Source organism: Streptomyces albicerus (genome assembly GCF_008905045.1).
Lineage (GTDB): Bacteria > Actinomycetota > Actinomycetes > Streptomycetales > Streptomycetaceae > Streptomyces > Streptomyces albicerus.
The window spans coordinates 91165-113051 of sequence record NZ_VWMY01000035.1; the positions used below are offsets into that span (position 1 = coordinate 91165).

Here is a 21887-nt window from a genome sequence, read left to right on the forward strand (position 1 = left end):
ACAGGGCCCCAGCCTTCGTTCGTACCTCCGCGGTGTCATCCTGTGGCGTCCCGGCACAGCAGCCGCAGCGACCCGTCCCCCTCGAAGCACCGCCGCGCCTCCCCCACCGGATCCCAGAGCCGGCCGTCGGGGGTACGCAGCACCGGGCCGCCGTCCGACTCCAGCCACTCGGCGCCCGTGTGACGGGCGATCACCTCACCCGCGTACGCCCCGAAACCGCGCAGCACGGTCTCGACGGCGGCGAACGGCGCTCCGTCCCGGCGTATCTCCTCGATCGTCCGGTCGACGCTCCACAGACTCTGCGCCGAGTGGTCGAGCCGGAGCCGGGCTCCTTCGCGCATGGTCGAGACCGCGTCCGACGCCCACCGAAGGGGCTTCGCCGCAGCTGGGGGCCTGGTTGTCCGCGTTGCGTTCACACTCGGGAGAGCGCTGCCCGTGCGGGATCCGTCACACCGACTCGTGGGGGTACGCCGGACCGCCGCAGGACCATCGCGGGGCCCTCGCAGAGCGCCCCCGGGACGGTCACCGGACGGCCACAGGAACGCCGTGACCTGTCCGGCGGACAGAGTCCTAGACGCGCCCGCGGGCCCGTCGCGACACGACCGCGCGCAGGACGCGCCGGCCCTCGGTCGACAGGTCGAGCGCCTGGCGCAGACCGGCCGGGCCGTGGGTCGACAGCAGCTCCAGGATGGCGATCTGGCGGCGCAGTTCGGCGGCGACGAGGGGCGACATGTCCTGCGTACGGCCCTCGCGGCGGGCCGTCACCGAGGAGGCGCCGTCGGTCGCGGCGTCGAGGAGGCGGTGGATCTGGAGCGCGGCGACCGAGCAGGCGTCGGCCCACTCGCGGAGGTTCGCGGCGGTGCGCTCCACGGGGACGGCGCCGAGCATGCGGTGCGCGAGCACGGCGGCCTCGCCCTCGGCGGGAACGTCGCCCTCCGGGACCTCGGGGACGTCGAGCTTGGCGCGCGCCTGCTCGACACGCTCGCCCCAGTCCTCGCCCCACCGCTCGCCCTCGGCGAGGCTCGCCCACAGCGGCCGCAGGATCTCGTCGTCACCGCCCAACAGGGGCAAGCACCGGTCCAGACACGCCAGACCGCTGGCCGCCAGACCACGCTCGTCGGCCTGAGCGATCAGTTCCACCAGGCTCATTCACGCCTCCCTCGGTGGGGCCGTCTCTGGTAACGGAGCCCGCACTTCCCCTTACTGCGTGCACAGTGGCCGGAACGTCACACTGCGAGATGGCCGAAATCTACATGGGGATGACGCCGAGCCGGTCCAGGAACCGGAAGAAAAGCATCTCCGCGGACGGGTCCGCGTCCGCGGTGAGTACATCGAGGAGGGGTTCCTCGGGGACGGTACGGCCCGACTCGGCGGCCCAGGCGACGGCCCGTCCGACCGCGTCGTGCGGTTCGAGGAAGAAGTCGTCGACGGCAAGACCGTCCTCGTTCCCGCCGAGGTATCCGGCCATCGCCTCCCTGTTCAGGCACGTCGTCCACGCGCCGCTCTCGGGCCCGGCCGCCTCGACGACCACGCAGTCGCTGTCCATGACGTACCCGAAGAGCGCCGGCGCGCCCGTCTCCTCGGCCAGGGCGTTCATGTTCCCGACGTCGCCCTTGGCGGGGTCGTCGGGGGAGTTCGGGTACTCCCACACCTGCCAGCCGTCATCCGCCGTCTGATGCAACGTCATGCCCGACGCGCTCGACAGCGCGTCCGACTCCGCGAGTGGCTGCTCGCTTCTGCCCACGACGAAATATCCCCAGTAGCCCATCCCGCTCCCCCCGGTGTATCGGTTCGACCAGCGTCAAATCCATCACAGACGCACAGCAGTTCGCCACCGAAATGGTCAAGCCGCCGCGAACTACGCCGCGGCAGGCAGCGGTCCGCGGTGGGCCTTTTCGTCCTGCATGCGGGTGAGGCGGAGGACGACGAGGATGGCCAGGACGGCGGCCACCAAGTCGACGATGTCCGCGAACATCACCTGGCCGGCGGCGTCCCGGATCTCCTCGGCCGTCTCGGCCTTGCGGTACGAGTTGTAGCCGGCCCGGCCTGCGACCATCGAGATGATCCACAGCGTCCACCAGCCGTTGACCAGGCCGTGCGGCGCGCGACCGGCGGGGCTGCTCGCATCCCAGATGTCCACCATGATCCGGCGCGGGAACCACAGGTTGACGATGGGCACGAACCAGCTCCAGCAGGTCCAGCCGCGCTTCATCCGGTGCCCGAACGGGTTGAACACCTCGGCGTTGACCCGAGCCCGCTGGAACCAGACCAGGAAGACGACGATGGCCGCGATCAGGGCAGCTGTCTGGACGATCCCGGTCACGGTGTACAGCGAGTCCGCCGCCTCGGCATCCCGCTGAATGGCCTCGCTGTAGTCGCCGCCGGCCAGCCTGTCGGTGACGTCGTACATCGTGAAGTCGGCCCAGACCGCGAACAGGTCGGTGGCGATGACCACCCCGAGCAGCACGGCGGCCGCCTTCCCGAGCCCGACGGGCGAACGCAGCCAGGCGGGGCCGTGCGGCTGGTGCATGGGAGGCGCGCCGTACGCCCCCGGTGCGGGGCCGAAGCCCTGCGCCGGATATGCGGGCGCGGGCGCGGTCCCGGTCCCGGCGGTGAACGGCGGGGCCGTGGGCAAGGCGCCCTGCGGGGCCGTGGGCACGGGACCCGGCGGGGCCGTCTGTGTCATGGCGGTGGCACAGTTCTGGCAGAGCGTGCCGCCGGGCGTCGCGGCGAACTGTCGGCAATGGGTGCAGAGCATGGCTGAGCGGCCCCCCGAAGGTGCGTGAACGGAAAAGCCGCGCGCGCCCCTCCCCAGAGGCCCCGCGCGGCCTCCGGAACATACGGTTCACCGGCCCCGCCCGTCCACTCCGAATCAGCCGCAGCCCGAGTCGACCGCCCGGCACCCGCCGGTCAGCCCAGCTTGTCCGCGAGGCCCTTGAACTCCGCCCAGGACAGCCCCGGCTTCCGCGGATCCCACAGCTTCTGCGTCAGCGCCCGCAGCGGCATGCGGACCCCCGCCGCCACCTGGTCCTGCGTCTGCGAGCCCGCGAGGTCGCACCAGACGGCGAAGGACCCGCCGAGGATCTGGTCGTCGTACTCCCGGGACACCGGCGTGGTGCCGCGCACGACGAGCGGGGTCCACTGCTCGTAGATGCGCTGGCCGGTCGGGTAGACGAAGGCGTTGGGCTGCCCGAGCACGTAGTAGAGGTACTCGTCGTTGTAGTTGACCAGCTCACGCCCGGCCCGCAGATACTCGGCCGGCTGCCGCGCGCCGATCTCCTTGCCCGTCCAGTACGCGACCTGGATGTCGTCGTCGGCCTGCACGACTCCGCCGGAGAAGAACCCGTCGTTCCAGGCCCGCAGTGTCCGGTCGTGGCCCCTCATCGTGCCGGCCCGGTCGTTGAGCCAGCCCGTCGCCAGGTCCGCGATCCCGGCACCCGAGCCGTACTTCTCCTTCGCGGCGGCGGCCAGCTGCGGATACGAGGCCGCCGGGTTCGACACCATCAGCGCCCGGTACTCGTCGGCGCCGAGATGCCAGTACCGCCCGGGGAAGAGATCCGCGTACTCGTTCAGCAGGTCGTCCACGATCTCCGCGGACCCGGGCTTGGAGATGTCGAGCGAGCCCCGGGAGACGACGCCCTGCGTGTTGCGCAGCTGCAGGTCCGGATGGGCGTCGAGCACCGCGCCCAGATGCCCCGGCGAGTCGATCTCGGGCACGACGGTGATGTGCCGGCTCGCCGCGAGGGCGAGGATGCGGCGCACCTCCGCCTTCGTCAGATGCTCCTTCGACACGACCTCGGGATGCGAGTCGGAGGCGATCCGGAAGCCCTGGTCGTCGGAGAAGTGCAGCCCGAGCTGGTTGTACTTCAGGTCCCCCAGCTCACGGATCCGGTCCTCGATCCACGCGGCCGTGAAGTGCTTGCGCGCGATGTCCAGCATGAACCCGCGCTGAGGCTTGGCCGGCGAGTCCCGTACGACGCCCTCCGGCGCCGTACCCTCACCCCGCACCTCCTGCTTGAGCGTGCGCGTCCCGTAGAAGACGCCCGCCTCGGCCGTACCGCTGATCCGCACCCGACCGTCCTTCACGGTCAGCGTGTACGACTCGGCGTTCGCGTCCTCGTCTGTGAGGGCGAGCTGTATGTCCCCGGCGCGCGCACCGCCCGAGCCCGCGTACGTCAGCCCCAGCTCGCCGGCGAGCAGCCGCCCCTCGTCCGCGAGGCCGCCGTCGTTCACGACCACCCGCCCGCCCTTCGCGGGACGCCAGCCGGGCCCGCGGGCGGGGGTGTGCTCCCGTACGGCCGGGATCGTCCGAGGAGTCTTCGACAGCGGATACGTCCGACTGGGTGACGGAGTCGGTGTCGGGGACGGCGTCGGAGCCAGGGCGGTTCTCCCTCCGGAGGGCCGCTCGGTCGAGGGCGCGCCGGAATCTCCGCTCGGCCAGAGCCCGACGGTCAGCGCGGTACCCGCCACGACCGCCACGCTCGCGCCCATCAGCAGGGGCCGCCTGCCGACCGACACCGGTATCGGCGCCCTGCGCCTACGCCCGTTCACCACAGACCACTCACCCTCACCTTCGTACGACCCACCCTCATACAAGCGGACCTCATAAGCCGCGCCTCCGCATACGCTGCACCTCCGTATACGCCGTGCCTGCGCATACGCTGCGCCTCCCATGCGAACCTAAGCCCCGCCACCCCACGCCACTGTCCACCCCAGATTCCGAAACTCTCCCTTGCGGGTGAAATTCGGGCATCCGTCGGACAGCTCACGTCAAGCCTCGATAGCGTGATGACACATCTCTCACTTGACCCCCTGCCGAACCACGCATGGCGCACACCGGAGCGTCACCGAATCGCCGAGGAACCCACGCTGCCCGCGCACCGTCCTTCCCGCCTCCCCGGCCAGGCCGTCGCCATACCGGAGCGTCCCGAGTCGCCGGATCTGCCCGAGCAGATCCGCTCGGCACCGGATTCCACCGGACCCCGTCCCACCCCTCCGACCGGCCTGGAGCGGTTCAACACCGTGCCCGCCGACGAGGCCGAGCGCGCCCTCCTCACCTGCTGCGGCAGCTACCGCTGGGCCCGCCGCGTCGCAGCCCACCGCCCCTACCCCGACCTGGACTCCCTGCTGGCCGCGGCCGACGAGGCGGCGTACGACCTGACCCCCGGCGACCTCGCCGAGGCCCTGGCCTGCGAATCCCTCACCCTCCTCCCGGCCGGCGCGTACTCCGCGGCCCACACCGCCCTGAGCGCCGCCCACGCCGCATACGAAAGCCGCTTCGGCCACGTCTTCGTCATCTGCCTCGACGACACGGCCCCCGAGGAGTCCCTCGACCAGGTCCTGGCCGAAATCCGATCACGATTGACAAACGATCCGGACGAGGAACGAGTCCAGTCAGCGGAGGAACTCCGCCGCCTGGCAAGAGGCCGCTTGTCCCGCCTGTGCTTTTAGGGGCGCGGGTTGTGACATGTGGCAGGCGCGCAGAGCCAAGTCTCTTCAGGGGCGCGGGACTGACTCTTTTAGGGGCGCGGGGAACTGCGCGACCAGCCACAACGAACCCGCACCCGGCAAACCACACAAACCCCACCCCCGTAGCCGCCCTCCCAATAGCCCGTCCGAGCCTCATTGACTGCCGGTTCGATCACATCAGCAGGCCCGCCGTAAGCGCCGCAGGCACACGTCGCTACGATGGCCAGGGCCGGTGGACCGTACCCGGCCGGGCCCGACCGACACAGAAGCCGGCGCGGCCCCAATCCCCGCTCCCGGAGGGTCTTCCGTGCCGGCTGGAACGCTGTACCGCGGCCGGGAAGGAATGTGGTCATGGGTGGCTCACCGAGTCACCGGCGTCCTCATCTTCTTCTTCCTGTTCGTACACGTGCTGGACACCGCTCTCGTCCGTGTCTCCCCCGAGGACTACGACAAGGTCGTAGCCACCTACAAGACGCCGATCGTCGCGCTGCTGGAGTACGGCCTCGTCGCCGCCATCCTCTTCCACGCGCTCAACGGCCTGCGTGTCATCGCCGTCGACTTCTGGTCGAAGGGCCCGCGCTACCAGAAGCAGATGCTCTGGACCGTGGTCGGCATCTGGGTCGTGCTGATGATCGGGGCCCTGTACCCCGTCCTCGGCCACGCCGCTCGTGAAGTCTTCGGGAGCTGACACCAATGTCCACCACTGAGAAGACCGCCGCTTCCGGCATCGGCCCCGTCGAGGGCGAGTCCCTCTACAGCGTCGACAACCCGGCGCCCCTGATCGAGGCCCCGCGCAAGCGCACGAAGAAGACCCCCAAGGCGACCCGCGGCAACTTCGAGATGGCCGCGTGGCTCTTCATGCGCCTGTCCGGCGTGGTCCTCGTCGTCCTCGTCATCGGCCACCTGCTCATCCAGCTCGTCCTCGACGGCGGCGTCTCCAAGATCGGCTTCGCGTTCGTGGCGGGCCGCTGGGCGTCCCCGTTCTGGCAGACCTGGGACCTGCTGATGCTGTGGCTGGCGATGCTGCACGGCGCCAACGGCCTGCGCACGGTCATCAACGACTACGCGGAGCGCGCGAACACCCGGCTGTGGCTCAAGGGCCTGCTCTACACCGCCACGGTGTTCACCATCCTGCTGGGCACGCTGGTGATCTTCACCTTCGACCCGAACATCCGCTAGATCCGGGGCTACGAGAATCATGAAGATCCACAAGTACGACACCGTCATCGTCGGCGCGGGCGGCGCCGGCATGCGCGCCGCGATCGAAGCGACGAAGCGCAGCCGTACCGCCGTGCTCACGAAGCTCTACCCCACCCGCTCCCACACGGGCGCCGCGCAGGGCGGCATGGCCGCCGCGCTGGCCAACGTGGAGGAGGACAACTGGGAGTGGCACACCTTCGACACGGTCAAGGGCGGCGACTACCTGGTCGACCAGGACGCCGCGGAGATCCTGGCGAAGGAGGCCATCGACTCGGTCCTCGACCTGGAGAAGATGGGCCTGCCGTTCAACCGCACGCCCGACGGGACGATCGACCAGCGCCGGTTCGGCGGTCACAGCCGCAACCACGGCGAGGCCCCGGTCCGCCGGTCCTGCTACGCGGCCGACCGCACCGGCCACATGATCCTTCAGACGCTGTACCAGAACTGCGTGAAGGAGGGCGTGGAGTTCTTCAACGAGTTCTACGTCCTCGACCAGCTGATCACCGAGGTCGACGGGGTCAAGCACTCGGCCGGTGTCGTCGCGTACGAACTGGCGACCGGCGAGATCCACGTCTTCCAGTCGAAGGCCGTGATCTACGCGTCCGGCGGCACCGGCAAGTTCTTCAAGGTGACGTCCAACGCGCACACGCTGACCGGTGACGGCCAGGCCGCCGTCTACCGTCGCGGGCTGCCGCTGGAGGACATGGAGTTCTTCCAGTTCCATCCGACCGGCATCTGGCGCATGGGCATCCTGCTGACGGAGGGCGCCCGCGGTGAGGGCGGCATCCTCCGCAACAAGGACGGCGAGCGCTTCATGGAGAAGTACGCGCCGGTCATGAAGGACCTCGCGTCCCGAGACGTCGTGTCGCGCTCCATCTACACGGAGATCCGCGAGGGCCGTGGCTGCGGTCCCGAGGGCGACCACGTCTACCTGGACCTGACGCACCTCCCGCCGGAGCAGCTGGACGCGAAGCTCCCGGACATCACGGAGTTCGCCCGCACCTACCTGGGCATCGAGCCGTACACGGACCCGATCCCGATCCAGCCCACCGCGCACTACGCGATGGGCGGCATCCCGACGAACGTCGAGGGTGAGGTGCTGCGCGACAACACGACCGTGGTGCCGGGCCTGTACGCCGCCGGTGAGGTCGCCTGTGTGTCGGTCCACGGCGCGAACCGGCTGGGCACGAACTCCCTCCTGGACATCAATGTGTTCGGGAAGCGCGCGGGTATCGCGGCGGCGGAGTACTCCGCGAGGACCGCCTCGCACGTCGAGCTGCCCGAGGACCCGGCCTCGCTGGTCGTCGAGCAGATCGAGCGGCTGCGGTCGGGCACGGGCAACGAGCGCGTGGCGGACATCCGCCGCGAGCTGCAGGAGACCATGGACGCCAACGTCATGGTGTTCCGCACCGAGCAGACGATCAAGACGGCGGTGGAGAAGATCGCGGAACTCCGCGAGCGCTACAAGAACGTCTCGATCCAGGACAAGGGCAAGCGGTTCAACACCGACCTCCTGGAGGCCGTCGAGCTGGGCAACCTGCTCGACCTGGCCGAGGTCATGGCGGTGTCGGCCCTGGCTCGCAAGGAGTCCCGCGGCGGTCACTACCGCGAGGACTACCCGAACCGCGACGACGTCAACTTCATGCGCCACACCATGGCGTACCGCGAGGTCGGCGACGACGGCGCCGAGTCCATCCGTCTCGACTACAAGCCGGTCGTCCAGACCCGCTACCAGCCGATGGAGCGTAAGTACTGATGGCTACTCCCACCCTGGACAAGGCGGACGGCGCCGGCAAGCCGGAGGCCGGCTTCGCCGACTCCCCGTACATCACCGCCACGTTCCGCATCCGCCGCTTCAACTCCGAGGTCTCGGCGGAAGCGGCCTGGGAAGACTTCCAGCTGGAGATCGACCCCAAGGAGCGTGTCCTCGACGCGCTGCACAAGATCAAGTGGGACCAGGACGGCACGCTGACGTTCCGCCGGTCCTGCGCGCACGGCATCTGCGGCTCGGACGCCATGCGGATCAACGGCAAGAACCGCCTGGCCTGCAAGACGCTGATCAAGGACCTCAACCCTGAGAAGCCCATCACGGTCGAGCCCATAAAGGGCCTGACGGTCCTGAAGGACCTGGTCGTGGACATGGAGCCGTTCTTCCAGGCGTTCCGCGACGTGATGCCGTTCCTGATCACCAAGGACACGAACGAGCCCACCCGGGAACGCCTCCAGTCGGCGGAGGACCGCGAGCGCTTCGACGACACGACGAAGTGCATCCTCTGCGCCGCCTGCACCTCCTCGTGCCCGGTGTTCTGGAACGACGGCCAGTACTTCGGCCCGGCCGCGATCGTGAACGCCCACCGCTTCATCTTCGACTCGCGCGACGAAGCCGGCGAGCAGCGCCTGGAGATCCTCAACGACAAGGACGGCGTGTGGCGTTGCCGCACCACGTTCAACTGCACGGACGCCTGCCCGCGCGGCATCGAGGTCACGAAGGCGATCCAGGAAGTGAAGAGGGCGCTGATCACGCGTCGCTTCTGATCTTCTTGGCCGTACGTGGACGAGGGCCCCGACTTTCCGGAATTCCGGAGGCGAGGCCCTCGTCGCGTACATGCTGTGCGCACAAGGGAGTTGGCTGCATACTCGTTCCACCTACGTGGGGCGGGGGTGGTCATGGCGCGGGGAAGACCTGGTCGCACCGGGCTGGGGCTGCGGCTGCTTGTTCTGTGGTGGGTTTCGGTGGCCGATCAGAGCCATCCGTCCGGTTCCTACGGCCAACCCACTCCGTCCCCGGGTTGGTTCGTCCACGCATGTCCCAACAGCGCGTGTGAGGAGCCCACACGCCTGCGATCCGGCTCGGCCGGCACGATCCCCGTGTGCGCGTGCGAAACGACCATGGTCACACGGACGATTCTGTCCGGTATGAACCTCAAGGCGCTCCCCATCGGCCAGATCATCTGGGTCTGCGTCAGATGCGAGACCAAGCCCGTCCGTACCGGAGCCACCGCACCGCTCTGTGCTTGTGGACACCTCATGAAACGCTTCTCCAAATAGGAGCCGAGCCACCGATGTTGCGAGGTCTGATCGAGGCGGGTGGCAAGGCCCTCGGCGGGGCGCGGTTCAGCCTGCTGAGTATTCTGCCCAGCGTTCTGGTGATCGCTGTGATTGCCACTCTGATACGCGCGCACCTGTACGAGCCCGGTGCGCGTGTGGACTTCGGTGCGGTGCTGCCGGGGAAGGGGGACGCGGCGGCCTTGGCGCTCGGCACCGTCTTCATCTTCGTGGGCGGGGTGATCCTGCGTCCCTTCGAAGCCGCACTGGTCCAACTCCTCGAAGGCTATTGGACACGTCCCTCCCCGTTGGCGCCTCTGCGCGGTGCCGCGACCGAACGGCACCGGCGCCGCAGAAACCGCGCGATCGCGACGATCGAACTCGCCGAACCGGCTACGCCCGCCAACGTCACCCCGCAGGCGGCCGTGGCCCGTCCGCTGCACACGCTGACCGCGGAAGCCAAAGCGGCGGCAAAACGGCGGCGCCGGGTGAGCCAGGCACGCCGCGTCCGGGGCAGGTATCCGACCGAGGTCCGGGAGCTGGAACTGCCGGGCAATGTCTGGCGGGACAAACACGGCGAGTTGATGGCCACCGAGCTCGGCAACGCCCTGTTGCGGGCCGAGCGTCTCTCGGGGGACCGCTACGGGCTGGACATCATGCGCACGTACCCGCGGATCTATCCCTTCGTGTCCGAGCGGCTCAACAGCGCCGTCACCCAGCAGATGGACCTCATCGCCTCGACAGCCTCCCTCTGCGTCTCGCTGGCGATCTGCACGGTGGCCACCCTGCCGCTGGTCCTTCGGCTCGATGTCTGGTCCTTGCTCCCTCTGCTCCCGGCCGTCATGGCTGTCCTCGCCTACCGCGGCGCTGTCGCCGCCGCTCTGTACCACGCGGAACTGCTGTGCGCGGTCTTCGATCTGCACCGATTCGACCTGGTCAAAGCGTTCCACTACAAGCCGGAAACCAACGCTCTGGAGTTCGTGCAGATGAATGAGCAGATCTCGCAGTTCCTGGCCCAGGACGACAGCCGGTTCGACAACGGCGGCCTCAAGGACGAGCCCATGGACCACTCGGTGGAGCCACCGGGAAGCACCGGGAACTCCGCTTCACAAGGAACGAATGGCAACGGATCCCCCTAGCCCCAGCACGTTGAGCAGAACCCGGCGGGGCACCACCCCGCCCACCGCCGTTCGATAGGTGTCCGTGTCCGCATACACGGCGACGCGGTCGGCGTAGTGAACGGCCAGGGTGTTCTCCACACTGCCGCGCACAACGGCGCAGCGCGGAGGCAGGACGAGTTCGACCCTGCCGAAGCAGACCATGACATCGACCTCAAGCAGCTTGTACCCCCCGTCGGGCGGGAGATCGCTGGTGAACTCTGCTCCTGAGAGATCGATCCGTGCGTCCCCGAACCAGGAGCTCACCGCCACGTTCCGCAGCGGCACCGCATCCGCGGCAACGCGCTTGCGCACAGGGAGCAGCACGCTGCGATAGCGCCTGAACGGCAGTTCATCCTCCACGGCGGCGGGCCGAGGCCGCACGCCGAGCGCGAGCGTGGCCCCCAGGGCGATCACGAGGCCGGGCCACACCTTGCCCGAGGACACCCCTCCCAGATACCCCGCGTCATACGCCGCCCACAGCCCGCCACCGGCGATGAGAACGAGCGGTGCGGCGAGCAGCCCCCTTGGCACCGCCGCCCGGAGCACCAGCAGCAGTCCCAGGGCGACCAGTACGTACGGCAACGCCGACAGCGCCCAGCGACCGCCCGACCGCACGGTCGATCCCCCGCCCGACAGCCAGACCGTGCCGACGACAACCACCAGCAGCCCGAAGGCAACTCGCACACGGCCCACCGGCGTCCCCTCCCCCAATCAGCCTGAAGAGTACTGAAGCCTTCATGACAGGTCCCGTGGAGGGCAGGGGCGGCCGGGAGTGCGGGCGGGGCACGTCCGGGTGGCGCGGTATCCGCACGATCAAGGGCTTTACGCCGGGAGAGTGGGATGATCAGCTGTGCCGGACCAGGAACGAAGCAGCCTCTGGGGAGGGGCTGAGGGAAAGGGAGGGCGCCCGGTGCGCACCACCGTCGGGGACACGACGCAGCCATGCCCGCAGTGCGGGACCGAGGTTCACGCGGACGGCCGGTTCACCACCTGGTGCGCCGCCTGCGACTGGAACGTGGATCCCGAGCAGCCCGAAGAGGAGCCGGGAAGGCTGGAGAGACGGCGGCGAAGACTCGCCCGTCGTCACGGCGAAAGGCTGCTGGCCGAAGTGGCTGCCGGAGGCGTACTGCGTCCGCGGCGTGACGCCGCGGGCGTGGCGGCATACCTGATCTCACTCGCGGTGCACGGTGTCACCGCGACGCTGGCCGTCGGCGCGGTGTGGTTCGTCGTGACGGGGTGGGGCGGCGCGGGGGTGGTGCTCGGCTGCTTCCTTGGGTTGCTGGCGTGGACCCTGCGGCCACGGTTTCCCGGGCTGCCCGACGACAAGCCCCTTCTGCGCCGGACCGATGCGCCAGATCTCTTCGCGCTGATCGACGAGGTCGCCGCCGTCGTGGGCACCCGAGGGGTGGACACAGTGGCCGTCAGCACGGAGGCCAACGCAAGCGTGACGACGTACGGGATACGCGGCCGTCGACTGCTGACGCTCGGCCTTCCGCTCTGGGAGATCCTCACTCCTCAGCAGCGGATCGCCCTCCTCGGCCATGAACTCGGCCACTACAGCAACGGGGACACACGGCACGGACTGGTCATCGGAAACGCGCTCCGTTCCCTCACCACCTGGCGCTATTACATCGCCCCGGCCTCAAACCCCAACCTGGTGGAGGCGTTCATCAATCTGGTGTACGCGTTGCCGCGCTCCCTGATCCAGGGCCTGCTGATGGTTCTCGACCGGCTGACCTTGCGTGCCACGCAGCGCGCCGAGTATCTCGCCGATTCGCTGGCCGCCCGTGCCGGGTCCACCGAGGCGGCCGCAGCGGTCATGAACCGCCTTCTCGTCGTCTCCTCCGCCGTGAGCATGCTGCAACGCGAGGCCAACGCCCAGCAGGTCGGCCGGCACGGCACCACCGACCAGGAGCCCTGGCACGGGCTGTGGGAACGTCTCGGCGCCCACATGGAGTCGATCCCGGAGAGCGAGTACGAGCGTCAGCGACGGATTGCGGCCCTCCGCGGACACAGCGTCGACTCGACTCACCCGCCGACCCACTTGCGACGTCAATGCCTCCTCGCGGGGACACCGCTCTCCGCGGCCGTCGTGGCGGCCAGCGGCAGAGAGTCCGGGATCGCCGCCGAACTGTCCGAACCGCGCAGGGAGTTGGCGCGACGAGTCGTGAAGCACGGGCTCGGCCACTAACCCGGGGCATTCGACCATGCACGCTGGGATGGGTGGCGCGGAGTTCGGCCTCGGCATCCGGATTGTCGCCCACCTCCGAGCGATCGAGACATACTTGAGGACTCAATCAGCCATATCGCCACGTGACTCATGTGACAGATGAGGTTCCGGTCGGAGACTGGCCCCATGGCCCTCCTGAGGAAAGCCGCCGCCGTGCTGTCAGCCGCTGCCGTGCAGCTCGCGATACCCCCCGCCGCTTCTGCGGCGCCCGCCCCACAGGGGACCGCCCCGCAGGGATACGGCACGTTCGTGCGGGAGAGTTTCGACCGGCTGCCTCTCGGGCCGGTCACCGCGGGCCAGGGCTGGACCACTGACACCGCCAGCGGCTCGCTGACCGTCGAGCCGAGCAGTTCCGGCGGGCCAGGCCGCGAGCTCCGCATCCGCACCGAGGGCAACGGCCGCGCCTTCCTCGTCCTCCCCGATCTCGCCCTGCCCGGCAACAGCGTCTGGGCCCGCCTGCGCCTGCGCGTGGCCGAGTTCCCCACCGCCCCCGACTGGGCGCACTGGACCATCGCGGAGGCCTCCGGCTCCGACTCCCCCACGCTGGTCCGTCCGCTGGGCGGCCAGTACGCGCCCACCGACAAGGGCAACTTCTGGGGCGTCGGCTCCGACCTGGGCGACACGGGCGACTGGACCGCCTGGAAGACCTCCGCGCCGGCCGCCGCCGCGAAGTGGCAGTGCGTCGAGTTCCACCTCGACGCCACCGACAACCGCGTGACCGTCTACCTGGACGGCGTCGAGCAGTCCGACCTGACGGTCTCCACGAAACAGCACGGCGGCACGGCGGACGACTTCGTCTTCCCCGCCTTCGACAAGCTCAAGCTGGGCTGGCAGCTCTACCAGGCCGACCCCACCCCGTCGTCGTACGACGTCCGCATGGACGACATCGCGCTCAGCACGCGACGGGTGGGCGGCTGCGCGTCCTGACAGCCCGCTGATCCTCAGAGCTGGCTGAGGATCGTCGGGTCCGTGATCTCCGTGTCCTTGGCCAGCATCGTCGCCTTGCTGAGGATGACGGCGAGCGTGCGGTCGCCCTCGTACGGGAGGTAGCCGCTCTGCGGGGTGGCGGGGTTCGACTTCGGGACGATGCACAGGTACTGGTCGTTCGGGCTCATGAGGATGTTGCCCGAGCCGAGGTGGATCTTGTACGTGTGGCGCTCGCCCTTCACGTGCAGGAAGCGGCCCTCCAGGGTGCAGCGGTCGGCTATCGCCAGGCGGGGGATCAGGCGGTCGAGGAGGGCCCGGCGGGTCTCGGCGCTCTGGTTCAGCTCGCCGAAGCCGTACGACGTCCAGTACTCCCGGAAGCGGCCGCCGGGCCCGCCGTCCTGCCAGGTCGGGTCGTTGCCGACGCTCGCCACGCCCACGAACAGGTCGACGTCGCGCAGGACTTCGGAGAGCACGAGGGGCGGAATCTCGCTGAGGGGCAGGGGCTCGACCGGGTCCGCTCCGTCCCGCAGCCACATGCGGTACTCGCCGCCGCAGCAGTGCGCCGAGTTCTCCGGGGCGTCGATCGGGTAGAAACGGACCTGGTCGGTGCGCAGCCGGAGATAGCTGCCGGACTCGGTGGTGTCCTCGCCGTACGCCTCCCCGTCGCCCTCGATCCAGTACTCGGCGCGCAGCCCCCACTGCGGCAGCTCGCGGCTGGCGGGCGGGGCCTCGTCGTCGACGCACAGGCGGAGCTTGTTGCGCCAGCCCCGGATCGCGGCGAGGGAGTTGAACTGGTGCTGGCGCAGGATGTGCGCCGCGAACCTGTTCGAGTACGTGCCCGTGGCGCGCTCGGCGTCGGTGAGCAGATACACCTCGCGGTGGGCCTGCTTGAACGGCTGGGTGATCGCGTGCCGCTCCAGCCAGTCGCGCCAGGCCACGATCTCGGCGGGTTCCCGTCCGACGGGGTGCCAGAGCTCGACCTCGGCACCCGTGCTGACAGGGCCGTCGGTGAGCGTACGCAGCTCTCCGTCGGCGAACCCCACGGGCGTGCCGTCCACCGTCCAGAGGAGCCGTCGGGCGAGGGTCCCCACCAGGGGATGGTCGAGGTACCGCTCGCGCCAGGCGTCGTACGCCCACGTGCGCCGGGCGAGGAACTGCCGGTCGAGCCGCTCCGCCTGCGCCGACAGCATCTTGTCGATGTCCTTGACGGCCGCCTTGAGGTCTTTGAGCTCGTCGGCATGATCCCGCTTCACGGCGGCGGGCACACTCTTGACGGCCTTGCCGGCCGCGTTGCGCCAGCTGAGCACGGCTCTGGAGCCGTGGATGTCGAGCAGAGCGGTGACGTCCCCGAGTCGGTGCCGCGCCTGGCCGACCTCGGTGAGCCCGTACGCCGGGACGGCGAGCTCCTCGATCTCCTCACGGCTCAGTCCGAGCGCGGTGGCGCGTGCCTCCAGCGCACCGTCCAGCAGCTTCGCCGTGTTCTTGTACGTCACCCGGGTGGCGAGGCGTGCGAGTTCGGCGAGGGCCGCCTCGCTGTCGAGGCGGGAGAGCGCGATGACACCCGCGTTGGCGACCTTCGGGTTGCGCGGGCCGAGTCCGGAGACCTTCTTGAGGGAGGTCTCGACGAGCGTGCCGAGGGATCGGGCCGTGTCCGGGTGCGGCGGGAGGAGGGACAGCAGCCAGGCCAGGCCGCGCAGGGCGTTGGCGTTGTAGGGGTCGTACGCGTTGTTGATGTCCGGCTCGTACGTCTGGCGCTCCAGCGGGAAGGTGCGCGGGCGGCCGACGAGGGTGAGCCAGGCCAACGCTGTTTCCCTGACCCGGTCCGCTCCGATGGCCTCGATGAGGCCGTGGGCCTGCTTGTCCCACTTGGCGGTGGGCTTGGAGGCGGTGGCCGTGGTGACGTGCCGGAGCAGGTCCCGCCAGGACTCGCCCGCCGGCCCGTCGACGCTGTCCATGGCGCACTCGGCCCACTCCTCGCCGACGTTGAGGACGGGGTCGGTGAGCTTCTTGGCCAGGTCGGCGAGGGTGTCCGAGCGATAGGCGTCCAGGGCGGTGCGGCGGAAGACGGCCACGACGGCGGGCGCGAGCTGCCTGCCGGAGGCCAGCTCCGCCTCGGCCAGGACGTCGAGACGGGCCGCGTACCAGAAGGAGTGCCTGGCGCCGAGCTTCTCGAGCTCCGCCAGCCGCTCGGTGGGGAGGAAGAAGTCGTCGGGCAGGTCACGGGCGATGAGGCCGAGCAGCGTCAGCACGCTCTGCCGGGCCTCCGACTCCGGGCCGAGCGACTGGAAGCGCTCGGCGAGCGCGTGGGCAAGACGTCGGCGCTCGTCCAGGGGCAGGTCCCGCAGAATTTCGAGGAGGTCGTGCCAGCCTCCGCCCCAGTAGCCGTTGTTGGCGGCAGCGGCCTTTAGGGCCTCATCGGCGAGCTTGCCCATGTTGCCGGCGGCGACCTGGTTCCGGATCTTCTGCGTGAGTGATCGAGGCGACGTCATCATCCCCCCACCAGCGCGACAAGCTTCAGGAACGTGACCTCCGTGCCGAGCGTCAGCTCGATCTCCTCGTCGAGGTCGGTGATCTGCCGGTCCCCCACGAGCACCAGAAACCCGTTCCCGGCGAAGGCCTTGAGGGCCAGCTCGGTCTGCGCCTCGGGATCTATCCGGCGCGGCGTCCTGAGCGCGTATCCGTTCAGCACCCGCTCGGTGTCCTCCGGCTGCACCAGCCCCTGGAACACCCGCGGCGTGCGCGCGTTGTACTCGGCGACCTCCTGAAAGACCCGTCGCCGGATCAGCTCGCGCAACGCGAGCCTCTCCTCGGCGATCTCCAGCCCCCACCCCGCATCGCGGCGGTCCCCGCTTGTCGTCTCGTCGACGAACGTCACCATTGCCATGCCGACGACATTACGAGCCACCACTGACAATCAGTCATGGGGACGAGACAGGCTGCTCGACGAACGTCAGAGGAGCGAGTCGGCTCCGCAAGCTGCCGGCAGACCCGTATCGCCATCGGGTGACATCCGTCGGCAGAGGCAGTCGCCTCCCCCGGCACTCTCGACCGGCGACCTAATCTGACGCCATGTCAGGTGATGAGTCGTACGAACTGCTCGGTTTCGACAACGTGCTCCTTCTGGTGGGCGATCTCGACGAAGCCGTGGACTTCTACAAGCGGGCCGGGTTCACCCTCGGGTTCCGGCTGGACGAGGCCGGGATCGCGCTGCTGAAGGTCGGGAGCGAGACGCCCGGGGTGCTGCTGCGCCTGGAGGAGGAGCTCGGACATCGGCCGCCGTCATGGGGGGCGCCTCGGGTGTGGCTGGAGGTGCGGGACGCCCGGGGAGTCGCCATCGCCCTCACCGCCGCCGGCGTCCAACCCCTCGACGCCCCCCTCTCCGTGGCCACCGGATGGACCGTCGAAGTCGCGGACCCCTGGGGCAACATCATCGGCTTCACGGACTACAGCAAGCGGCCGGAACTGGGCCGCCCCACCTGACCCGCCTCGCCTGACCCGCGTCGCCCGACCCGCGTCGCCCGGCCCACGTCAGCCGAATGACGGCGCCCGAGCCGCACCCCCGGAGACCCACCTCACACAGGAGACCCTCGACTTCCGGCTTGAACGTGTTCAAAAACAGGTCTACATTCTTCCTCGACAGCGTTTTTGAACGCGTTCAAGAAGTCGAGAAAGGGTGGGGAACATGGACCTCACGGTCGTCGCGTATGTCATCTATCTGCTGGTCAGCGTGGCGCTGACGATCTGGGTGGCACGGACGCTCAGCAAGAACGGGCGGATCTTTCTGGCCGATGTGCTGCACGGGAACGAGAAGCTCGCGGACGCCGTCAACCACCTGCTGGTGGTGGGCTTCTACCTGGTGAACCTGGGCTTCGTGGCGCTCTACCTGAGCCAGGAGGACGAGATCGCCGACGCCCGCGGGGTCTTCGAGGCCCTGTCGACGAAGCTCGGCGTGGTCCTGCTGGTGCTCGGCGCCATGCACCTGGGCAACGTGTACGTGCTGAACAAGATCCGGCGCCGGGGTGTCATGGACCGCGAGCAGCAGCCGCCCGTGCCGCCGCAGGACTGGGTCGCTCCCGCGGTCGGGGCGTGACCGCGATGGCCACCGCCGCCGCCCAGGACCGGGACGCCGCACGCGTCCCGGTTCGCGGGCTGACCGTCCTGTACGACGCGCAGTGCTCGCTCTGCGCCCACCTGCGCGACTGGCTGGTACGACAGCGCCAGTTGGTGCCGCTGGAGCTGATGCCCGCCGGATCGGAGACCGCCCGGCGCCGTTTCCCCGGGATCGACCACGCGGCGACGCTCGACGAGATCACCGTGGTCGGCGACTCCGGCCAGGTCTACCGGGGCACCGCCGCCTGGATCGTCACCCTGTGGGCACTCGCCGAGCACCGCCCGATGGCCCACCGGCTCAGCACTCCGGCCGGGGCGCGTCTCGCGCGGGGCGCGGTCCTCGCCGCGGCCAAGTGGCGTGAAGCGCAGTCAGCGCGGCAGCAGGGGCGTTGGCGTCGGGGTGGGAATGCCTATTACGGAGCTCACGGGTGGACGTACGACCCGGCCGCGGGCTGGACCTACAACGCGCCCGCGTGCGACAGCGGCACCTGCGCGCCTCGTTAGGCTCTTCCCGTGCCAGCAGCGAAAGACAGTTCCCGTAGTCCGGACGGCCCCGCCGAACCCGAGGGGCCCGGGCCGTCGCGTGCGCCGGCCAAGAGCGAGCAGACCCGGGCCCTGATCCTGGAGACGGCGATGCGCCTGTTCCAGGAGCGGGGCTACGAGAAGACGACGATGCGCGCCATCGCCAAGGAGGCCGGGGTCTCCGTAGGGAACGCGTACTACTACTTCGCCGGCAAGGAACACCTGATCCAGGGCTTCTACGACCGGCTCGCCGCCGAGCACCGGGTGGCGGTCCGTGAAGTCCTGGACCGGGAGACGGATCTGGAGGCCCGGATCGCCGGGGTCCTGAAGACGTGGCTGGATGTGGCGACGCCGTACCACGAGTTCGCGGTGCAGTTCTTCAAGAACGCCGCCGATCCGGACAGTCCGCTCAGCCCGTTCTCGGCCGAGTCGGAGCACGCGCGCGTGGAGGCCATCGGCATCTGCGCCGAGGTGCTCGCCGGTTCCAAGGCGAAGATCCCGGAGGAACTCCGGGAGGTGCTCCCCGAGTTGCTGTGGCTCTCCCAGATGGGTCTCGTCCTGTACTGGATCTTCGACCGCACGGAGGGCCGCGAGCGCAGCTACCGTCTCGCCGAGCGCGGCGCCCGCCTCACGTCCCTGGGCGTCTCACTGGCCCGCTTCCGCGTGCTGAGGCCCCTGGTCCGCGAGGTCCACTCGCTGTTCACGGACTTCCTCCCGGGGATGACGAACGCACTGCCCGACCCCAAGAGGAAGCCCGCGAAATAGCACTCGACGTACTCCGCGCGGTCAGTTCACCGCGTCCACCTCGTCCTCCGCCAGCTCCACGTCGTACACCAGCGGCTCCGCGCCGACCGTCACGTGCTTGGCGCGGGACGGGTGCCCGTTGGCCGTCGCGGCCAGCAGGTACGCCCCCGGCGACGGCACCGAGACGATGTACGAGCCGTCGGCGAGGGAGGTCACCCGGTCGAGCTGACGGCCGCCCTTGGAGAGCAGGGTGAGCGCGGCGCCGTCGACGGGTTCGCCGTCCGGGGTGCGGACGAAGCCGTGGATGACCGTGGAGGAGCCGCCGTCCTCGTCGGGCACGCGCGCGTGAGGCTCGGAAACCTCCTCCTCCCGGGGCTCCACCGCCAGATGCGGCAGCCGCTTCTCGAGCCCGGCCGGGAGCCACCAGTTGGAGTTCCCCAGGAGGTGCATCGCGGCCGGCACCAGTGCCGTACGCAGGATGAACGCGTCCAGTGCGACCGCCGCCGCGAGCCCGATGCCCGCCATCGCGCCCTCCATGTCGCCGCTGAGGACGAACGCGGAGAAGACGCAGATCATGATCAGGGCCGCGCAGTTGATGACCCGGCTGGTCTCGGCGAGGCCGACCCGGACCGCCCGCGCGTTGTCCTTCGTGTGCACCCATTCCTCGTGCATACGGCTCACCAGGAACACCTGGTAGTCCATCGAGAGCCCGAAGAGCAGCGACAGCATGATGACCGGCAGGAAGGCGGTGATCGGCCCCTCCTTGCCGATGCCGAGCAGTTCCGTGCCCCAGCCCCACTGGAAGATCGCGACCAGGACGCCGAAGGACGCGGCGGCCGCGATCAGGTTCATCAGGGCGGCCGTCAGCGGCACCACCAGCGAGCGGAACGCCACGAGGAGGAGCAGGAAGCCGAGCGTGATGATCGCCGCGATGAAGTACGGCAGCCGGTCGCCGGTCACGGCCGCGAAGTCCTTGAAGGTGGCGGTCACTCCGCCCACATGGGCCTCGGCCCCGGACTCCGGGATCACGCCGTCCCTCAGCCGGTCGATCAGCTGGTCCGTCTGCTCGGACTGCGGCGACGTGGTCGGCACGACCTGGATCACCGTGATGCCCTGGGCGGGCGGCGCGGCGGCGACCTGGGCGACACCCTCCGTCGACCGGATGGTCGAGACGAGCGCGTCCGCGTCGCCGCGCTCCACGACCACCTGGAGCGGACCGTTGAAGCCGGGCCCGAAGCCCTCGGCGAGCAGGTCGTACGCCTGTCGCGTGGTCGTCGAGTCCTGGTGGTTGCCCTGGTCGGTGGCACCGAGCCGGATCGACAGGACCGGCAGCGCCAGCACCATCATCACGACCAGCGCCATGACGGCGACCGAGCGCGGCCGCCGCTCCACGTACGAGGACCAGCGTGCCGCGAGCCCGCTCGCCTCCGCCGACTCCGGTCCCGTCGCGGCGAGCCGGCGCCGCTGCCGGCGGCTGAGGACGCGCATGCCGAGCAGGCCGAGGAGCGCGGGCAGCAGGGTGATCGCGGCGAGGACGCTCAGGACGACCGTCAGCGAGGTCGCGATGACCACGCCGTCCAGGAAGCGCATGTTCATCACCAGCATTCCGGCGAGCGCGATGCACACCGTGCCGCCTGCGAACAGCACGGCCCGGCCCGAGGTGTTGAGGGCCGTGACGGCTGACTCCTCGGGCTTCATGCCGCGCAGGATGCCCCGCCGGTGCCGCGTCACGATGAACAGCGCGTAGTCGATACCGACGCCGAGACCGATCAACGAGCCGAGCAGCGGGGCGACTTCGGGTACGTCCGTGACATGGCTGAGCAGCGAGGTCGCCATCAGGCCGGTGCCCAGGGCCGCGATCGCCACGACGAGCGGCAGCAGCATCGCGAAGACCGAGCCGAAGGCGAGGAAGAGGACGACGGCCGCGGCCACGATGCCGACCATCTCGGCGATGCCGGTGGGCGGCTCCTGGGTCCGGGTGATCGCCTGCCCGCCCAGCTCCACCTGGAGACCGGCGCGCTCGGCGTCCTGCGCCGTGTCGACGACGTCCTCCACCAGCTCCTTGGGCACACCGTTCGCCTGCTCGGTGAAGGTGACCTGGGCGTACGCGATCCGCCCGTTCTCACTGATCTGCGCGGCCCCCTGCGCGGCGTACGGGCTGCTGACCTCGCCAACGCCCTCCATGCGCCCGATCGACTCGAGCGCGGGCTCGATCCGGGAGCGTACGGACTCGTCCCGCACGGTTCCGTCGTCGACCTTCCACACCACCGTGTCGGTGTCGCCCGACCGCTCCGGGAAGGCCTTCTGCATCAGGTTGTACGCGCGCGTGGAGTCCGTGTTCGGAAGGGTGAAGGTGTCCGCGTAGTTCGTGCCCGCGGCGGATCCCGCGAAGCCCAGCCCCAACAACGTCCCCACCCACAGAAACAGGACCACCAGCCGGTGCCGATAGCACCACCGTGCCAATGTCGTCACGCCTCAAC

General features: G+C 69.6%; 21 protein-coding genes. 12 read left to right on the top strand and 9 right to left on the bottom strand.

Annotated features, from left to right (window positions below; translation table 11 throughout):
- Window positions 1-35: 35 nt before the first annotated feature.
- The 5 genes from GAS53_RS30215 to GAS53_RS30235 form a co-directional block, all read right to left on the bottom strand.
- Entirely contained in the window at window positions 36-416 is a 381-nt protein-coding gene (locus GAS53_RS30215; RefSeq protein WP_151480896.1) for a hypothetical protein, read from the bottom strand.
- Between the two features lie 154 nt (window positions 417-570).
- Window positions 571-1149, bottom strand: a complete 579-nt coding sequence (locus GAS53_RS30220) for a hypothetical protein (RefSeq protein WP_151480897.1) — start codon at window positions 1147-1149, stop codon at window positions 571-573.
- A gap of 100 nt (window positions 1150-1249) precedes the next feature.
- A complete protein-coding gene (locus GAS53_RS30225) occupies window positions 1250-1768 on the bottom strand; it encodes a hypothetical protein (RefSeq protein ID WP_151480898.1) in 519 nt (172 codons plus the stop codon).
- 90 nt (window positions 1769-1858) lie between these two features.
- On the bottom strand, window positions 1859-2686 hold the full coding sequence (locus GAS53_RS30230; RefSeq protein ID WP_225859177.1) for a DUF4328 domain-containing protein: 828 nt from the start codon (window positions 2684-2686) through the stop codon (window positions 1859-1861).
- Window positions 2687-2910: 224 nt separating this feature from the next.
- Window positions 2911-4491, bottom strand: coding sequence for a beta-N-acetylhexosaminidase (locus tag GAS53_RS30235; protein ID WP_151480936.1), 1581 nt, complete (start codon window positions 4489-4491; stop codon window positions 2911-2913).
- Window positions 4492-4785: 294 nt separating this feature from the next.
- Here GAS53_RS30235 and GAS53_RS30240 point away from each other — a divergent pair, with 294 nt between their 5' ends.
- The 6 genes from GAS53_RS30240 to GAS53_RS30265 all read left to right on the top strand — a co-directional run bounded on the left by GAS53_RS30240 (window position 4786) and on the right by GAS53_RS30265 (window position 10853).
- Window positions 4786-5451: a 2-oxo-4-hydroxy-4-carboxy-5-ureidoimidazoline decarboxylase gene (locus tag GAS53_RS30240; RefSeq protein WP_225859178.1), complete on the top strand. Its 666-nt coding sequence runs from the start codon at window positions 4786-4788 to the stop codon at window positions 5449-5451.
- Between the two features lie 325 nt (window positions 5452-5776).
- Window positions 5777-6157: a succinate dehydrogenase, cytochrome b556 subunit gene (gene sdhC, locus GAS53_RS30245; RefSeq protein ID WP_149511863.1), complete on the top strand. Its 381-nt coding sequence runs from the start codon at window positions 5777-5779 to the stop codon at window positions 6155-6157.
- Between the two features lie 5 nt (window positions 6158-6162).
- Complete coding sequence (locus GAS53_RS30250; RefSeq protein WP_151480900.1) at window positions 6163-6648, top strand: succinate dehydrogenase hydrophobic membrane anchor subunit; 486 nt, start codon at window positions 6163-6165, stop codon at window positions 6646-6648.
- 19 nt (window positions 6649-6667) lie between these two features.
- Window positions 6668-8425, top strand: coding sequence for a succinate dehydrogenase flavoprotein subunit (sdhA, locus tag GAS53_RS30255; RefSeq protein ID WP_151480901.1), 1758 nt, complete (start codon window positions 6668-6670; stop codon window positions 8423-8425).
- Window positions 8425-9204 carry a succinate dehydrogenase iron-sulfur subunit gene (locus tag GAS53_RS30260; RefSeq protein WP_151480902.1) on the top strand — a complete coding sequence of 260 codons (780 nt, stop codon included), beginning with the start codon at window positions 8425-8427 and terminating at the stop codon, window positions 9202-9204. The genes sdhA and GAS53_RS30260 overlap by 1 nt, the downstream gene beginning before the upstream one ends.
- Before the next feature lie 527 nt (window positions 9205-9731).
- Window positions 9732-10853 (top strand): hypothetical protein, encoded by a 1122-nt coding sequence (locus tag GAS53_RS30265; RefSeq protein ID WP_151480903.1) that lies wholly within the window; start codon window positions 9732-9734, stop codon window positions 10851-10853.
- Here the strand turns inward: GAS53_RS30265 and GAS53_RS30270 are convergent.
- Window positions 10821-11567, bottom strand: a complete 747-nt coding sequence (locus tag GAS53_RS30270) for a hypothetical protein (RefSeq protein WP_151480904.1) — start codon at window positions 11565-11567, stop codon at window positions 10821-10823. The two genes, GAS53_RS30265 and GAS53_RS30270, sit on opposite strands and share 33 nt — an antisense overlap.
- A gap of 217 nt (window positions 11568-11784) precedes the next feature.
- Between GAS53_RS30270 and GAS53_RS30275 the strand changes: the two genes are divergently transcribed.
- Together GAS53_RS30275 and GAS53_RS30280 are read left to right on the top strand one after the other, a co-directional pair.
- Complete coding sequence (locus tag GAS53_RS30275) at window positions 11785-13065, top strand: M48 family metallopeptidase (protein WP_151480905.1); 1281 nt, start codon at window positions 11785-11787, stop codon at window positions 13063-13065.
- Window positions 13066-13230: 165 nt separating this feature from the next.
- Window positions 13231-14031: a LamG domain-containing protein gene (locus GAS53_RS30280; protein WP_151480906.1), complete on the top strand. Its 801-nt coding sequence runs from the start codon at window positions 13231-13233 to the stop codon at window positions 14029-14031.
- A 14-nt stretch (window positions 14032-14045) separates the two neighbouring features.
- On the opposite strand, the gene GAS53_RS30285 is transcribed toward GAS53_RS30280, so the two are convergent.
- Together GAS53_RS30285 and GAS53_RS30290 are read right to left on the bottom strand one after the other, a co-directional pair.
- Window positions 14046-16523, bottom strand: coding sequence for a DUF4132 domain-containing protein (locus GAS53_RS30285; RefSeq protein ID WP_404829305.1), 2478 nt, complete (start codon window positions 16521-16523; stop codon window positions 14046-14048).
- Window positions 16520-16915, bottom strand: coding sequence for a hypothetical protein (locus tag GAS53_RS30290; protein ID WP_151480907.1), 396 nt, complete (start codon window positions 16913-16915; stop codon window positions 16520-16522). Before GAS53_RS30290 ends, GAS53_RS30285 begins: the two co-directional genes overlap by 4 nt.
- Window positions 16916-17100: 185 nt before the next feature.
- Here GAS53_RS30290 and GAS53_RS30295 point away from each other — a divergent pair, with 185 nt between their 5' ends.
- The 4 genes from GAS53_RS30295 to GAS53_RS30310 all read left to right on the top strand — a co-directional run bounded on the left by GAS53_RS30295 (window position 17101) and on the right by GAS53_RS30310 (window position 19428).
- On the top strand, window positions 17101-17511 hold the full coding sequence (locus GAS53_RS30295; protein ID WP_151480908.1) for a VOC family protein: 411 nt from the start codon (window positions 17101-17103) through the stop codon (window positions 17509-17511).
- A 202-nt stretch (window positions 17512-17713) separates the two neighbouring features.
- Window positions 17714-18121: a hypothetical protein gene (locus tag GAS53_RS30300; RefSeq protein WP_151480909.1), complete on the top strand. Its 408-nt coding sequence runs from the start codon at window positions 17714-17716 to the stop codon at window positions 18119-18121.
- A gap of 5 nt (window positions 18122-18126) precedes the next feature.
- Window positions 18127-18645 carry a thiol-disulfide oxidoreductase DCC family protein gene (locus GAS53_RS30305; RefSeq protein WP_151480939.1) on the top strand — a complete coding sequence of 173 codons (519 nt, stop codon included), beginning with the start codon at window positions 18127-18129 and terminating at the stop codon, window positions 18643-18645.
- A 9-nt stretch (window positions 18646-18654) separates the two neighbouring features.
- A complete protein-coding gene (locus GAS53_RS30310; RefSeq protein WP_151480910.1) occupies window positions 18655-19428 on the top strand; it encodes a TetR/AcrR family transcriptional regulator in 774 nt (257 codons plus the stop codon).
- A 21-nt stretch (window positions 19429-19449) separates the two neighbouring features.
- Here the strand turns inward: GAS53_RS30310 and GAS53_RS30315 are convergent, their stop codons facing one another.
- On the bottom strand, window positions 19450-21870 hold the full coding sequence (locus tag GAS53_RS30315) for an MMPL family transporter (RefSeq protein WP_151480940.1): 2421 nt from the start codon (window positions 21868-21870) through the stop codon (window positions 19450-19452).
- Window positions 21871-21887 lie beyond the last annotated feature (17 nt).